Source organism: Bacillus sp. AP8, from assembly GCF_000321185.1.
Lineage (GTDB): Bacteria > Bacillota > Bacilli > Bacillales > DSM-1321 > Bacillus_AD > Bacillus_AD massilioanorexius.
On record NZ_CAPG01000012.1, the window covers coordinates 65102 to 79838 of the forward strand.

Here is a 14737-nt window from a genome sequence, read left to right on the forward strand (position 1 = left end):
ATGTAATTAGTCAAACAAAGTGGAAGTGACTCGTCAGTACAATATTAGTGTCAGTGTAATTCTAAACTAACTATTGATGGGAACTGAATAGAATGTACTGCAAATGGTAGTTCCATTTAATTAGAAACAATTTAATAATATCGATGAGGAGTGATTGATGTATGACGGTTCGTAAAATTGTTATTGCGGGTGTTCTAAGTGCTATCGCGATTCTTTTAGGTGTCACACGTTTGGGGTATATTCCCGTTCCTACTGCAGCTGGAAATGCAACCATTATGCACGTTCCAGTTATTATCGGAGGGATTATGCAGGGATGGGGCGTTGGAGCAATTATTGGTTTAATTTTTGGGGTTTCCTCTTTTTTAAATGCTACGGTTCCTTTGTTTAAGGATCCTATGGTAGCAATAATTCCACGTTTATTTATTGGAGTAGTTTCATTTCTCGTATATGCTGGATTACGTAAAAAGAATGAATTTTTTGCAATCGGAACAGCTGCATTTTTCGGTACGATAACAAATACAGGTTTAGTATTAGTTATGGCAGTTCTTCGAAACTATTTAACGGCAAGTGTGGCATGGGGGATTGCGCTAACAAATGGTATTCCTGAAGCGATTGTTGCAGTTATCATTACAATGGCTGTTGTGTTAGCATGGAAGCAACTAGGAAAAACAAAAAAATCTAAAATTTCTGATGATCTAGATGTGTAGAAAAGAGCTGATTACATGAGTAAAGGGCAAATAATTGATGTACCAGGAATTAAAGTTGGAAATGTAGAGGATTTAGAGGCATTAACAGGCTGTACAGTTGTTTTAGTTGAAGAAGGCGCTACAGCGGGAGTGGATGTACGTGGTTCGGCTCCAGGTACAAGAGAGACGGATTTATTAAACCCTATTAATCTAGTAGAAAAAGTTCATGCCATAGTTTTGAGTGGAGGCAGTGCATTCGGTTTAGATGCTGCATCAGGCGTCATGCAATATTTGGAGGAAAAAGAAATAGGGCTAGATGTTGGAGTGGCAAAAGTGCCGATTGTCCCATCAGCAGTCCTTTTTGATTTGTCGCATGGAAATCATAAGGTTAGACCAGATAAAAAGATGGGTTATGCTGCAGCCTCAACAGCAAGTCGAAATCCTTTTCAAGTTGGAAATAGTGGTGCAGGATGTGGAGCTACAGTTGGAAAATTATTAGGGTTTCAAAATTGTATGAAGGGCGGATTAGGAACTGCGTCTATTACATTAAGTGATGGAGTCGTAGTTGGTGCATTAGTTGCGGTTAATTCAGTAGGGGATGTGCGTGATCCTACATCAGGAGAAATATTAGCAGGTACTTTTGACCCTAATACTCGAACGATTTTAGATAGTATTAATATGCTAGAAGGAATTCAACCTGACGCTATGAAACCAGGTACAAACACAACAATCGGTATTATTGGAGTGAATGCAGATTTAACGAAAGCAGAGGCAACAAAGATTTCACAAATGGCGCATGATGGCTATGCAAGAACGATTTATCCAGCACACACTATGTTTGATGGAGATACGATCTTTACATTAGCAACTGGAACTCAGAAGGTTTCAATTGATGTTATTGGTTCTCTAGCAGCAAAAGTAATGGAGATGGCGATAATAAATGCCATCACATCAGCTGAGAGTATAGCGAATATACCTTCTTATAAAGAATGTAATCAATTATAACTTAATATTGTTTCTTCTTCATAAGTATAAGAATAATATACTCATTGACCTTCCATTTATCAAAATGATATGGAAGGTTTTTTTATGCTTAGAAAAGATTTGTATAAAATACATATCTTCCTAACACAATAAACCAAAAAACGTAAGGAGTAATGTGATGAAAAGGATTCGTAATATGAGCATAATGATTATGGCATTTATATTGTGTCTTTATGGTTCTCCAACATACTCAGCTCTTGATGCTAAGGAAGAAGCCTATTACACTCAATATAAAACGATATTACAAAATATGAAGAAAGGAATGGAAAGTGCTCCTACTACAGGGGACGCTACACTTGATTTCTTATATGAAATGATCCCTCATCATGAGGCAGCCGTTTTAATGTCGAAGAATATATTGAAGTATGGGAGTAATGAACAAGTAAAACAAATAGCTGGTAATATCATTAAAGAACAGATTAAGGGAATCAGAGAAATGAAAATGCTTTTAAACCAACTGAAAAGCAAACCAATAGTGGATAAGAAAAAAGAAGCAAAGTACTTACAAGGATATAAAAAAGCTTATGTAAAAATGATTCATTCTATGGAAAAAGCTTTACCAACAGGAAATATTGATAAGGATTTTTTGGAAGAAATGATTCCTCATCATGAAGGTGCAATAATGATGGCACGCAATATTTTAAAATACACGAAAAATGCGGAATTAAAAGCAATTGCAGAAAATATCACGATATCTCAACAGAAGCAACTTATTGAGATGAAGCAACTTTTGAAAACATTATCATAATAGACATAAAAAAAGATGTTATCGAAAAGAAAAGTTTTTCGATAACATCTTTTTTATGAGAATTACAAGATGAGCATAGGTTTCTGTTCCAAGATGATCGCCACTTTGCGAGGAGTGTCCATAAGCCTCCTTGAACTTAGTACATTCCAAAGGATTAGTACCCCTAAATCTATAATCATCCATAGAACTCATTTTATAAACCATCTTTTAAAGAAAATTGTCAACAGAAAAGATGAATAACCCCATATTAAGAATAAAAGCACACTTTAGAGAAAAAATACCTTTATTGATGAATTTTAAAAAGTCTTTGAGAGGTTACAACATGAATATTGGAGGTTATTATGAGATATCTTATTTCAATCATTGGATTGGCTGTTGTATTTGGACTTGCTTTAATCGTAAGCAAAAACAAAAAGGAAATTAAGTATAAGTATATTGTTATTATGCTTGTAGTTCAGCTTTTATTAGCCATGTTACTTTTAAATACTCGCTTTGGTTTTGTTGTTATTAAAGGTATTGCAACAATCTTTGATCATTTATTAGAGTATGCCAAAGCTGGAATAGCGTTTGTATTTGGCGGGATGGCAAACAATGGAGAATCTCCTTTTTTCCTTGATGTTTTACTTCCAATTGTATTTATTTCAGTTTTAATTGGAATTCTACAATATTTCAAGATTCTTCCTTTTATCATGAAGTGGGTTGGATGGGTTTTGAGCAAGGTGAACGGTATGGGAAAACTAGAATCTTATAATGCCGTTGCTTCAGCGATGGTAGGACAATCTGAAGTTTTTATTACTGTTAAGAAACAATTAGACAAATTAACTCCTCAACGTTTGTATACATTATGTGCTTCAGCAATGTCGACTGTATCTATGTCGATTGTTGGTGCCTATATGACAATGATTGATCCCAAATATGTTGTTACGGCTATTGTATTGAACCTTTTTGGAGGTTTTATCATCGCTTCTGTTATTAATCCATATAAAGTGAATCCTGAGGAAGATCTTTTGGTTATTGAGGAAGAGAAGCAGTCTTTTTTTCAAATGCTAGGAGAATATATAATGGATGGCTTCAAAGTGGCTGTTATTGTTGGAGCGATGTTAATTGGTTTTGTCGCCTTAATGACTTTTATTAATGCTATTTTTGATATGGCAATAGGGATATCATTCCAAGATATTCTAGGATATATCTTTGCACCAATTGCCTTTTTAATGGGAATTCCATGGTCTGAAGCAGTAGCTGCTGGTGGTATTATGGCAACTAAACTTGTTACAAATGAATTTGTTGCAATGATAAGTTTAGGTGAAATTGCAGCTAGTTTTAGTAATCGATCATTAGGAATTATTTCTGTTTTTCTAGTTTCATTCGCGAATTTTTCTTCAATTGGTATTATTGCAGGGGCGGTTAAAGGGTTGAATGAAAAACAAGGGAATGTTGTAGCTCGCTTTGGATTAAAACTCTTATACGGTGCAACTTTGGTAAGTTTATTATCAGGAATTGTTGTTGGGTTAGTTATATAAAAAAGCCTGTTTAACTTTTGATTGATACTCATTTGAATTTAGTGAATGTGTCAAGATATCGATGGCATTCTTGACCAAATTAACACTCTTCGGACGAGTAAAAAATCGAGAAACATTCATGTATAAATAGATTGGAACATATGAAGGAAGGCTTGGATTATGGCTTATGTAGGTATATTACTCTCTGGAGCTACGTTGTTTCTAAATAGTTTTATGCTTTCAGGAAAAGCAGACACTAAAAGTGTAGCTATTTTTAATTTATTTGTAGGAATATTACAAGTGATCATTCCCTTTTATTTAATCATTATTTCTGATCAAAGTAATTGGACGATATATGGATATGCAGCTACGTTCTTGTTTGGATTGACGTTTCTTTATGTGAGCTTTACTTTTTATAAGGGAATGGATGGAAGTGGTTTAGGTTGGTTTTCGCTATGGGTTTCCATTATAGCTATCATGTATGCCATTATTTCAGTTTATCATTTTCATGATTATGTGAATAGTTTAACGTGGTTTATGTAGGCATTTCTTTGGTACTTGTTTTACGTATTAAATATTTTAAAAAAACCAGTAGAACAATATGTAAGTAAAGTCGCGTTCGTACAATCATGGGTTACATTAACTTTACCTGCTATTTTATATTTAATAGGTGTTTGGCAAGATCAGTTTATTCAAAGACTATGGCTAATCATTTTACTTGCTTCTATCATCTATTTTATAAAAGAGGCAAATGATATTAAAGATATATTAATCAGATTTGATAAATAGAAAAAATGATGGGAAGAAATAATGATTAACATTAATGTGGAATATTATTTTAAGGTTGCATTACAAAATATTTTAATCTGAATTATCAAAAAATATTGACTTTTAAAAAAATCGCTTGTACAGTAGTATCAAATCCTATCATTTTTGAAGGAAGAAAATCGAAATATATTGAATAAGTAACTTTCTTATCAAGAGAGGAGGAGGGACTGGCCCTTTGAATCCTCAGCAACAGACTTTTTAAGTACTGTGCTAATTCCAGAAGCAACTATGCTTGAAGATAAGAAGAGTCGATAACTCTGATGCCAAAACCTCTTCTTAACAATGGAAGAGGTTTTTTATATTGACGTTATCGAGATTGTTTTTATGAACTCGATGAAGTTAAATTACAATATTTTGAGGTGATTAATATGTCAAATGAAGTATTACAAGCAATCCAACTACTAAAAGAAAAGAAATGGGTCGATTTAACGCATACCTTCGGACCAGAATCTCCACATTTTTCGGCATTCGATGCTGCACAGTTTCAAACATTATTTACTCATGACGATGGATTTTTGGCACAAAGTTTTAAGTTTGCAGGACAATATGGCACACACATCGATGCCCCAATTCATTTTGTTCGCGGGCAAAGATTCCTAGATGAAATTGATTTAAAGGAATTGATCCTACCTTTAATTGTTATTGATAAATCAAAAGAGGCAGCTGAGAATAACGACTATGTTTTAACGGTTGAAGATATTCTTCAATTCGAAGAAGTCAATGGAAGAATTAGTGACGGAAGTTTTGTCGCCTTACGAACAGATTGGAGTAAGCGTTGGCCAGATGAAAAAGCTTTTAATAATAAGGATGAAGAAGGGAATAATCATGCTCCTGGTTGGTCAGTTGAAGCATTAAAGTTTTTATTCGAAGAGAGACAGATTAAAGCTATTGGACATGAAACATTTGATACAGATGCAAGTGTTGATTTTCAAAAAAATGGAGTACTATTAGCCGAGTATTATGTACTTGATCAAGATACATATCAAATTGAATTATTAAAGAATTTGGATCAATTACCACCAAAAGGTGCTGTTATTGTGAATATTGTTCCAAAGCCTGAAAAAGCATCTGGTTTTCCTGTAAGATCTTTCGCTATCCTACCTTAATTATGGATACATATGCTTTCCATAAAAGAGGAATGATAATAGTGATGAACGTTAGAGAAAAAGAAAGAATTCTTTATCAAAACAGTCAAATAGAAAGAGAGTTAGTGAAGTTTTATCATATTCGTAATTGATTGAATATGGATAGAATGATAATTTATAAATTTAGAAGGCATCACAAAAGCTGATTGATAGTTTTTATGATGCCTTTTATATTTTTATGACGAAGTAGTTATAAGTAGGGGAATGCTTGGTAAATCGAAAATAACAAATGTCAGTATTGTAGTTTGCTTTTGTAATACATTAATCCTGATTTTTAGCAAGAATTGATTGAGTGGTTCCATGAGACTCATTCGGAAGAATTGAGAGTGACAAGGCCGCAAAATGGGGAACGAGCAAGGAAGCTTGGCATTCGGCGGCAGTAAGTGAACAGAATGGATTCTTTTAACACTGTGATATTGAAAACAGCTTTACATTAAAAAAGTTTTTATTATTTTTATTAGGGTAATATTTGAGAATATAACATTTAAGAGCTATAGTAGATGTGATAATTATTTTGAAAATTCATCTTTGTAAATGGATGGAGGTACTGAACTTGAAAGATATTATTTTGATTCTTTTATTACAACTTATTTATGTACCTTGTTTTACGTTGCGTACGATATTTTTAGTGAAAAATCTGACCATTCCAGCATCAATATTAGGTTTTATGGAAGCTTTAATATACGTATTTGGACTTTCAATTGTTTTTAATGGTAACCAAAGCTTTGCGGGGTTGCTTGTGTATGCACTTGGATTTGGAATGGGTATTTTAATAGGTACAAAGATTGAACAAAAATTAGCCATTGGCTATACGACTTTCAATGTGAATCTACCTCAAAAAAATGAAGAACTGATTCAAGACCTTCGGCAGGCTGGTTATGGTGTGACTGTCTTTAAGGGTGAAGGAATGACAAGTGTTCGATATAAATTAGAAATACTAACAAAAAGAAATTTAGAAGCAGATTTAATTAAAATAATAGAAGAGTATGAACCAAATGCATTTGTAATCTCATATGAACCAAGAAGATTTATTGGTGGTTATATATTGAAAAATATGAAAAAAAGAAAAATGAAATAACTTTGAAAATGTTATACGAATGCTAAATATATAGTGAACAGCTTATTGAATTAGATTTGCAGGAGGTTCTTTAGAAGAATTTCGTAACTAATGGAGGAGCTCATCATGATTAGTAGTATCTTAACGATTTCAAGTGTACATCTAACGATAGAATCATATAAATGGCTAAATAATCAAATACCATTATCAGATAAAGGGGAGAAAGACGTAAGCGTATACAAAAAGGCGCAAGATGGTTGGTTTATTCCAGTGGATGATAAAGTATTTAGTGAGAGAATTAAAAGTAGTACTTCGATACCTTTAGAATTCTGTGATGTTTATCAGTATGCACTGAAGAATAACTGTAGTTGGATATTAATAGATCGTAATGAAGATATAATTGAAGATTTACCAAAATATCAAGATTAAATGAGAATGGCTGCTCAGCAAATGGAGCAGCCTTTTTTTTATTTTGTAAAAAAAGGTAATTGTATAAGCTTTTAGAATGATTTTTTGCTATTTTAAGGCAATAACTGAAAAATATTCAAGAATATCTGTTTGGGAAAATTTGAATAGGGTATAAGTGGAATCATTAGCCTTCGAATTTCAAATGTAAATACTGATGTAAAGAACATTTGTAAAATCGATTGATCATTTTTTTATAGGAGGAAAAGGGATGCTGAAATTTGAAAATGTTTCAAAAGTATACGGCGGCGGAAAGAGAGCGGTCGATCATATTAGTTTTGATATTAAAAAAGGGGAATTCATTGTTTTTATTGGACCAAGTGGCTGTGGTAAAACAACAACGATGAAAATGATAAATCGATTAATTAAGCCGACAGAAGGAAAGATATTAATAAATGGACAAGATGTTATGAAAAAAGATGTTGTTGAATTGAGACGTTCGATTGGCTATGTCATTCAACAAATTGGTCTTTTCCCTCATATGACTATTCGTGAAAATATAGCTTTAGTTCCAAAGCTATTAAAGTGGCCCGAAACTGAAAGAAGTGCTCGAGCTGAAGAATTATTACAGTTAGTCAATATGCCACCTGAATATCTTAATCGTTACCCATTTGAGTTAAGTGGTGGACAACAGCAGCGTATAGGAGTTCTTAGAGCTTTAGCAGTGGAACCACCATTAATTCTAATGGATGAGCCCTTTGGAGCACTAGACCCTATTACGAGGGATTCATTACAACAAGAATTTAAACATTTACAAAGGAAGTTAGGTAAGACCATTATTTTTGTTACCCATGATATTGATGAAGCACTAAAATTAGCAGACCGAATTTTCATCTTGCGAAATGGACAAATTGTACAACAAGGCACTCCAAATGAAATATTATTGAATCCAGCAAATGAATTTGTTGAAGACTTTATTGGAAAGGAACGTTTAACTCAAGCAAGACAAAATATCCAAACAGTTGGACAAATTATGTTACATGATCCTGTTACTATCCAAAAAAATGCACTACTATCAGATGCGATTAGATTAATGAGAAAGCGTAGAGTCGATTCATTATTAGTGATTGATAGTAAGAATAGTTTAGTAGGTTATTTAAATGTTGAATTGATAGAGCGTGAACGCAATATGGAAAAAGTAGTGTTTGAAGTAATGGAAACCAATATTCATTTAGCTTACGAGGATACACTATTACGCGATGCTACTCGCGAAATATCTATACATAATCTAAAGTATTTACCAGTTGTCGATAGTGAAAATCATCTTATAGGCATTTTAACAAAAACGAATCTAGTTGATGCCATCTATGAGTCTATTTGGGGTAATGAAGAACTCCAAGAAAGCATCATAGAGTAGGGGGGAGATGATATGGATACTATTGTAGATTTTTTTTCAGTATATGGTTCACAACTTATCGTTAAATCTGGTGAGCATTTATTTATTTCCTTTGCTGCTTTGCTTCTAGGAATACTTGTTGCGGTTCCATTAGGGGTTTGGCTAGCTAACAAAGATAAGATAGCTGGAGTTATTATTGGAATAGCTAGTATTGTCCAAACTTTTCCGAGTTTAGCTATTCTGGCGTTTTTTATACCATTACTAGGTATCGGGAAATTTCCAGCAATTGTCGCGCTATTTTGCTATTCTGTCTTACCTATTTTACGAAATACATATATCGGAGTAAAAGGTGTTAATAAAGATTTATTAGAAGCAGCACGAGGAATGGGAATGAACCAAAGAGAACGAGTTTTTCATGTGCAATTACCTCTATCCATTCCTGTTATTATGGCGGGTATTCGAGTTTCTGGCGTGTATTTAATTGGATGGGCTACGCTAGCTTCTTTTATCGGTGGTGGTGGCCTCGGAGATTTTATCTTTGATGGTTTAAATTTATTTAGAACAGATTTGGTACTCGGTGGGGCTATACCGGTTACGATTCTAGCCCTCGCATTAGATTTAATTCTTACTCGCTTTGAAAATAAAGTTACACCAAAAGGGATTAGGAAACAAAGGGAAATGGCGTAAGACGAGGAGAGAATGGACTATGATTAGTAAAATGAAGAAATGGATTTTTATGATTGGATCAATTGTAATCGTATCAGGCTGTTCATTACCAGGACTTGGAGGGGGGAGTGATGACACGATTAAAGTAGCGACTGTCACGACAACTGAAACGGCTATATTAGGGAATATTATTAAATTAATGATAGAAAAAAATACAGATTTGCACGTGGAATTAGTGGAAAACTTAGGATCTTCTGTCGTTCAGCATCAAGCTTTAACAGATGGACAGGTTGATATAACAGCTGCAAGGTATACAGGAACAGATCTAGCGGGTGCTCTTGGCATGGAACCTGTTAAAGATCCAGATAAAGCTCTTGCAATCGTACAAAAAGAATTTAAAGAACGTTTTCAGCAGAAATGGTATGATTCTTATGGTTTTGCCAATACATATGCGTTAACGGTTACACAAGAATTAGCAAAAAAAGAAAATTTGAAAACAGTCTCTGACTTAGAAAATATTTCTAACCAATTAAAATTAGGAGTAGATAATTCTTGGTTGAATCGTAAGGGTGATGGTTATCCTGGGTTTGTGCAGGACTATGGATTTGAATTTGAAAAAGCCTTCCCTATGCAATTAGGTCTCGTTTATCAAGCGGTTAAAAATGGAAAAATGGATGTGGTATTGGCGTATAGTACGGATGGACGATTAAAAGCATTTAATTTAAAAACTTTGAAAGACGATAAACAATTTTTCCCACCATACGATTGTTCACCAGTAATTCGTGAAGATGTATTGAAGAAGCATCCAGAATTAGATGATATTCTACAATCGTTAGTTGGAAAAATAGATAATGAGATGATAACGGAATTAAATTATCAAGCGGATGTTAAGAAAAAAGAGCCAGCTACCGTAGCGAAAGAATTTTTGGAGAAACATCATTATTTTGAATGAACAATTAGAAATGGGGATTTAATATGGATACAATAAAAGAATTGTTTGTTTACTATATTCAAAATTCCGAATATGTATTTGGACAATTTATTAGGCATTTATTGATGTCGATTTATGGTGTGCTTTTTGCTGCACTCGTCGGAATTCCAGTAGGAATACTGATTGCTAGATATAAAAAATTGAGTAATTGGGTGTTGTCGTTTACAAACATTATTCAAACGATACCCGCTTTAGCCATGTTGGCTGTATTAATGCTAGTGATGGGGCTAGGAGCAAATACTGTTATTATGAGTTTGTTTCTTTATTCTTTATTGCCCATTATTAAGAATACATATATCGGTATAAAAGGAGTAGATAAATCCATTTTAGATTCAGGTACGGCAATGGGAATGACAAGATTTCAATTACTATACATGGTTCAATTACCACTGTCTATTTCAGTGATCATGGCCGGAATCCGTAATGCCTTAGTAATAGCTATTGGTGTGGCAACTATTGGTTCCTTTATTGGTGGTGGCGGTTTAGGGGACATTATCATTCGTGGTACTAATGTTACTGATGGTGGTGCCATTATATTGGCTGGAGCGATTCCGACTGCTGTAATGGCTGTAATGGCTGATTTAATTATGGGGAAAATTGAGAAATCATTGTCACCGGCAAATAATAAGAAACTAAATGGAAATGTAAAAATACTAGAAAACTAATGTAAGCCATTTCTATAATATTAAATTTTTTTAAAAAAGGAGTATATCTAAACCATTTTTAGATATACTCCTTTTTTTCATTGAATAATGAAAGCGATAGTCAAATACATATGGCTGATGTTGTCGAATTTTATGAGCTTTTAGCTGTATTTTGGAGAACTTGTAGGATTAGAGAGTGGATTGTAAAAATAGGGAAAATGTTGTATTATTATTAAATGCCTAAAAGTAGAATCGCACTTGAACTTTAGTAAAGGAGTAAGTTTAATTTGATTTTTAACACATTTGAATTCATCTTTTTATTTCTACCAATCACCTTTATTCTTTATTTTATTATTAATAAATTTAATTTTACTGTCGCTAAATTATTTCTTGTCTTAGCCTCTTTGTTTTTCTATGCTTATTGGAATCCAAATTATTTGTATATTATCCTTTTATCACTAGTAATCAACTTTGTACTATCAAGGTACATTGTGAATGAACGGAATTCATTTAGGAAAACAGTTTTAACTTTAGGAATTTTATTTAATGTTGGTTTACTAGGTTTCTATAAATATTTTGACTTTGTAGTGACTAACATTAATGCTGTTTTTTCTACGAATATTTCATTGTTACATTTGTTATTACCTTTAGCTATTAGTTTTTATACATTTCAACAGATTGCTTATTTAGTAGATTCATATCGTTTAGAAACAAAAAATTATACATTTTTTGATTATGCATTGTTTGTAACGTTCTTCCCTCAATTAATTGCAGGCCCAATCGTTCATCATGATGATGTAATGGATCAATTTAAAAATAGCGTTATTAGTAAATTAAACTATAAAAATATAGCACTTGGTTTATTTATTTTCTCAATCGGTATGTTTAAAAAGGTTGCTATAGCCGATTATTTTGCTGTTTTTGCTAGTAGTGGATATAGAGTTTCAGAATCCCTTACCTTTATTGATGCATGGATTACATCGTTATCTTACACGATTCAGCTATATTTTGATTTTAGCGGTTATTCAGATATGGCGATTGGATTGGCGCTGTTGTTTAATATTAAATTGCCAAGAAACTTTAACTCTCCATATAAAGCATTAAGTATTCAAGATTTTTGGCGAAGATGGCATATTACTTTATCGGCATTTTTGACGAAATACATTTATATTCCTTTAGGTGGAAATCGTAAAGGAGCAGTACGAACGTATATTAATATATTAATTATCTTTTTTGTTAGTGGTTTTTGGCATGGAGCTGGTTGGACCTTTGTTTTATGGGGAATTGCGCATGGTGTTGCAAGTGTCATAAATCGTTTTTGGTCAAGAGCTGGTTTTAAATTGCCAAAATGGTTGGCATGGTTTATCACATTCCAATTTGTGAATGCAGCTTGGGTATTATTTAGAGCACCTTCACTTGATGTGGCTGTAAACGTCTATAAAGGTATGCTAGGACTAAATGGATTCATGATTCCGCAACAAGTCCAGGATTTATTTAATACAAGCTTTGGCTTACCAGTTTATGCATTTAGTTTAGCTGATAATTTCATATATCTTGTTGTATTAATGATTATTACATTTGCCATTGCCTTCTTTGCAAAAAATTCATTAGAGTTAGGACAACGATTTAAGCCTAATTTTGTTACAGCAATGTTCTGTTGTGTATTATTCATTTATACATTTTTTAAATTTCAACATGTTACAGAATTTTTATACTTTAATTTCTAAGGTGAGAATACATGAATTATAAAACTTTTAGTATTACTGTTATATCTGTTGTAACTGCTATTACTATTGCAATAGGTTCATTCATATATTATATCGATCCTTTATGGTTATTTAGTTCATCTAACGATTATAATGATGTTCAGGTAGCAATGAATGAAAGACAACAAAAAATGAACCATATAAAGTTTCAACCTTTTGATTATGATACGTTATTGTTAGGAAGTAGTCGTTCTACTTATATCAATCAGCACGATTTTGAAGGTATGAATGTTTATAATTTTGCAGTTAGTAATATGTCAGTCCGAGAATACAATGCTTTTATTGATTTTGCTAAAAAGAAAAGAGGCAAGGAATTTGACACGATTATTATTGGTTTAGATTTCTTTAAATCAAGTGTTGACCAAAGTAACGTGGCAGGTTCTTTAGCAGGCTATGAGCAACAAATTAGTGATCCTTTATTTCGAGTAAAAAGCTTTTTCTCATGGGATACTCTACAATATGCGATTGATAATTTTAAAATCTCATACAAAGATACGCCGATATATATGAGAAATTATAATCGTGAAAATGTTGCAGTTGCTAAAGTAGATGATATAGAAACAATTAAACGAGAAACTTCTACTAAGATTGATAAATTTAAAGAAGTTTTTTATGGAAAGACCTATCAATATAATAAAGAGTATCCAAACTATTTACAGGCGTTAGTGGATAATAATCCAAATACTAAATTTATTATTTTTACTACGCCGATTTCAACTCCTTTATTTGAAGCATTAGTAGAGATGGATCGCTTAGATGATTATAATAAATGGCTTAAAGATGTCGTTTCTGTTTTTGGAGAGGTACATAACTACATGTATCCAAATAGTGTAACGAACGACATTTCTAATTATTTTGATGGCCATCATTTCTATCCTAAGGTGGGGACATTAATTGCCAAATCAATAAGTGGAGTGCCATTAAAAGATCATTCTGATTTTGGACAAGTCGTTAATTCGAAAAATATAAATGAGCATTTAGAAATGGTTAAAAAATTAAGTGAACAGTCTTATGAAGGTATTTTAGAATAGGAAGACCTTAAATAGAAAATAAGAGCGTTCTATCAAATGATACAGTTACTGTTTATCAGAGTAACAATAGGGTATAGAAATTAATAATATTATTAGTTTTTATGAGGTGAACATCATGACGAAGTGTAGGGTAGACTATAAAAAAGAATACAAAGACTTATATATGCCTCCCAAAAAGCCTACTATTATAGATGTACCAGAAATGAATTTTATTATGGTAGACGGTAGGGGAAACCCAAATGAGGAATATGGCTCATATAAATAGGCAATCGAATTGCTATATGCTCTATCTTACACCATTAAAATGAGTAAAATGAGTGGCAAGCCGCCTATTGGCTATTTTGAATATACAGTACCTCCTCTTGAGGGGCTATGGTGGTTTGAAGATCAGCAAGAATTAGATTTTTCTATGAAGGATCGTTTTTGTTGGACCTCTATGATTCGTCAACCGGAATTTGTTACAGAAGAGGTTTTTAATTGGGCTATTGAAGAAGTCAAAAGAAAAAAGCCAGAATTAGATGTTTCAAAAGCCTATTTTAAATCGTTCTCAGAGGGTGTATGTGTACAAATGATGCACGTAGGACCTTATGACAATGAACCAGAAACGATTGCTCAATTAGAAAGATTTATAGTAGATAATCATTATAAAAATGCGATTTCAAGAAAGTTAGCGGATGGAACGATTCGAAATCATCATGAAATTTATTTATCTGATCCTAGGAGAGCTAAACCAGAGAATTTAAAGACAGTGATTAGAATTCCTATTGAAAACAAAGAATAGGATTATGATAAAGCGTTAGGTATTAAAAGAACCTTATATCAAAAAGGATA

The 14737-nt window shown here is 32.8% G+C and carries 15 protein-coding genes, 1 pseudogene and 1 riboswitch; all 16 genes and pseudogenes read left to right on the forward strand.

The genetic code is table 11. The features are described from left to right. Nucleotides 1-161: 161 nt before the first annotated feature. The 16 genes and pseudogenes from BN349_RS02345 (at nt 162) to BN349_RS23125 (ending at nt 14687) form a co-directional block, all read left to right on the forward strand. Complete coding sequence (locus tag BN349_RS02345; protein WP_019240663.1) at nt 162-707, forward strand: ECF transporter S component; 546 nt, start codon at nt 162-164, stop codon at nt 705-707. Nucleotides 708-722: 15 nt separating this feature from the next. Continuing rightward, complete coding sequence (locus BN349_RS02350) at nt 723-1691, forward strand: P1 family peptidase (protein ID WP_019240664.1); 969 nt, start codon at nt 723-725, stop codon at nt 1689-1691. A 157-nt stretch (nt 1692-1848) separates the two neighbouring features. After that, nucleotides 1849-2478, forward strand: coding sequence for a DUF305 domain-containing protein (locus tag BN349_RS23110; protein ID WP_019240665.1), 630 nt, complete (start codon nt 1849-1851; stop codon nt 2476-2478). A gap of 341 nt (nt 2479-2819) precedes the next feature. Next, nucleotides 2820-3998 (forward strand): NupC/NupG family nucleoside CNT transporter, encoded by a 1179-nt coding sequence (locus BN349_RS02365; protein WP_019240667.1) that lies wholly within the window; start codon nt 2820-2822, stop codon nt 3996-3998. Between the two features lie 159 nt (nt 3999-4157). Then, nucleotides 4158-4766, forward strand: a pseudogene (locus BN349_RS23115) (AmiS/UreI family transporter). Nucleotides 4767-4948: 182 nt separating this feature from the next. Beyond that, nucleotides 4949-5050: riboswitch (SAM riboswitch) on the forward strand. Nucleotides 5051-5173: 123 nt separating this feature from the next. After that, nucleotides 5174-5911 (forward strand): cyclase family protein, encoded by a 738-nt coding sequence (locus tag BN349_RS02375; protein ID WP_019240670.1) that lies wholly within the window; start codon nt 5174-5176, stop codon nt 5909-5911. A gap of 592 nt (nt 5912-6503) precedes the next feature. Then, on the forward strand, nt 6504-7028 hold the full coding sequence (locus BN349_RS02380; protein WP_019240671.1) for a DUF2179 domain-containing protein: 525 nt from the start codon (nt 6504-6506) through the stop codon (nt 7026-7028). Between the two features lie 105 nt (nt 7029-7133). Further along, nucleotides 7134-7436, forward strand: a complete 303-nt coding sequence (locus BN349_RS02385; RefSeq protein WP_019240672.1) for a DUF5983 family protein — start codon at nt 7134-7136, stop codon at nt 7434-7436. Nucleotides 7437-7683: 247 nt separating this feature from the next. Further along, nucleotides 7684-8829: an ABC transporter ATP-binding protein gene (locus BN349_RS02390; RefSeq protein ID WP_019240673.1), complete on the forward strand. Its 1146-nt coding sequence runs from the start codon at nt 7684-7686 to the stop codon at nt 8827-8829. Between the two features lie 12 nt (nt 8830-8841). Further along, a complete protein-coding gene (locus tag BN349_RS02395; protein ID WP_019240674.1) occupies nt 8842-9495 on the forward strand; it encodes an ABC transporter permease in 654 nt (217 codons plus the stop codon). 19 nt (nt 9496-9514) lie between these two features. After that, a complete protein-coding gene (locus BN349_RS02400) occupies nt 9515-10426 on the forward strand; it encodes an osmoprotectant ABC transporter substrate-binding protein (RefSeq protein ID WP_019240675.1) in 912 nt (303 codons plus the stop codon). Between the two features lie 23 nt (nt 10427-10449). Further along, nucleotides 10450-11130 (forward strand): ABC transporter permease, encoded by a 681-nt coding sequence (locus tag BN349_RS02405; RefSeq protein ID WP_019240676.1) that lies wholly within the window; start codon nt 10450-10452, stop codon nt 11128-11130. A gap of 266 nt (nt 11131-11396) precedes the next feature. Beyond that, nucleotides 11397-12836 carry an MBOAT family O-acyltransferase gene (locus tag BN349_RS02410; RefSeq protein ID WP_019240677.1) on the forward strand — a complete coding sequence of 480 codons (1440 nt, stop codon included), beginning with the start codon at nt 11397-11399 and terminating at the stop codon, nt 12834-12836. 11 nt (nt 12837-12847) lie between these two features. Then, nucleotides 12848-13906 (forward strand): hypothetical protein, encoded by a 1059-nt coding sequence (locus tag BN349_RS23120; protein ID WP_019240678.1) that lies wholly within the window; start codon nt 12848-12850, stop codon nt 13904-13906. 115 nt (nt 13907-14021) lie between these two features. Continuing rightward, a complete protein-coding gene (locus tag BN349_RS26805) occupies nt 14022-14171 on the forward strand; it encodes a hypothetical protein (RefSeq protein WP_019240679.1) in 150 nt (49 codons plus the stop codon). A gap of 39 nt (nt 14172-14210) precedes the next feature. Further along, nucleotides 14211-14687, forward strand: coding sequence for a GyrI-like domain-containing protein (locus BN349_RS23125; protein WP_246147119.1), 477 nt, complete (start codon nt 14211-14213; stop codon nt 14685-14687). The last annotated feature ends 50 nt before the right edge of the window (nt 14688-14737 follow it).

Bases quoted from the DNA above. Each gene is read 5' to 3' on its own strand.
- BN349_RS02345 (WP_019240663.1), top strand. From the start codon at position 162: ATGACGGTTCGTAAAATTGTTATTGCGGGTGTTCTAAGTGCTATCGCG.
- BN349_RS02350 (WP_019240664.1), top strand. From the start codon at position 723: ATGAGTAAAGGGCAAATAATTGATGTACCAGGAATTAAAGTTGGAAAT.
- BN349_RS23110 (WP_019240665.1), top strand. From the start codon at position 1,849: ATGAAAAGGATTCGTAATATGAGCATAATGATTATGGCATTTATATTG.
- BN349_RS02365 (WP_019240667.1), top strand. From the start codon at position 2,820: ATGAGATATCTTATTTCAATCATTGGATTGGCTGTTGTATTTGGACTT.
- BN349_RS02375 (WP_019240670.1), top strand. From the start codon at position 5,174: ATGTCAAATGAAGTATTACAAGCAATCCAACTACTAAAAGAAAAGAAA.
- BN349_RS02385 (WP_019240672.1), top strand. From the start codon at position 7,134: ATGATTAGTAGTATCTTAACGATTTCAAGTGTACATCTAACGATAGAA.
- BN349_RS02390 (WP_019240673.1), top strand. From the start codon at position 7,684: ATGCTGAAATTTGAAAATGTTTCAAAAGTATACGGCGGCGGAAAGAGA.
- BN349_RS02395 (WP_019240674.1), top strand. From the start codon at position 8,842: ATGGATACTATTGTAGATTTTTTTTCAGTATATGGTTCACAACTTATC.
- BN349_RS02400 (WP_019240675.1), top strand. From the start codon at position 9,515: ATGATTAGTAAAATGAAGAAATGGATTTTTATGATTGGATCAATTGTA.
- BN349_RS02405 (WP_019240676.1), top strand. From the start codon at position 10,450: ATGGATACAATAAAAGAATTGTTTGTTTACTATATTCAAAATTCCGAA.
- BN349_RS23120 (WP_019240678.1), top strand. From the start codon at position 12,848: ATGAATTATAAAACTTTTAGTATTACTGTTATATCTGTTGTAACTGCT.
- BN349_RS26805 (WP_019240679.1), top strand. From the start codon at position 14,022: ATGACGAAGTGTAGGGTAGACTATAAAAAAGAATACAAAGACTTATAT.
- BN349_RS23125 (WP_246147119.1), top strand. From the start codon at position 14,211: ATGAGTAAAATGAGTGGCAAGCCGCCTATTGGCTATTTTGAATATACA.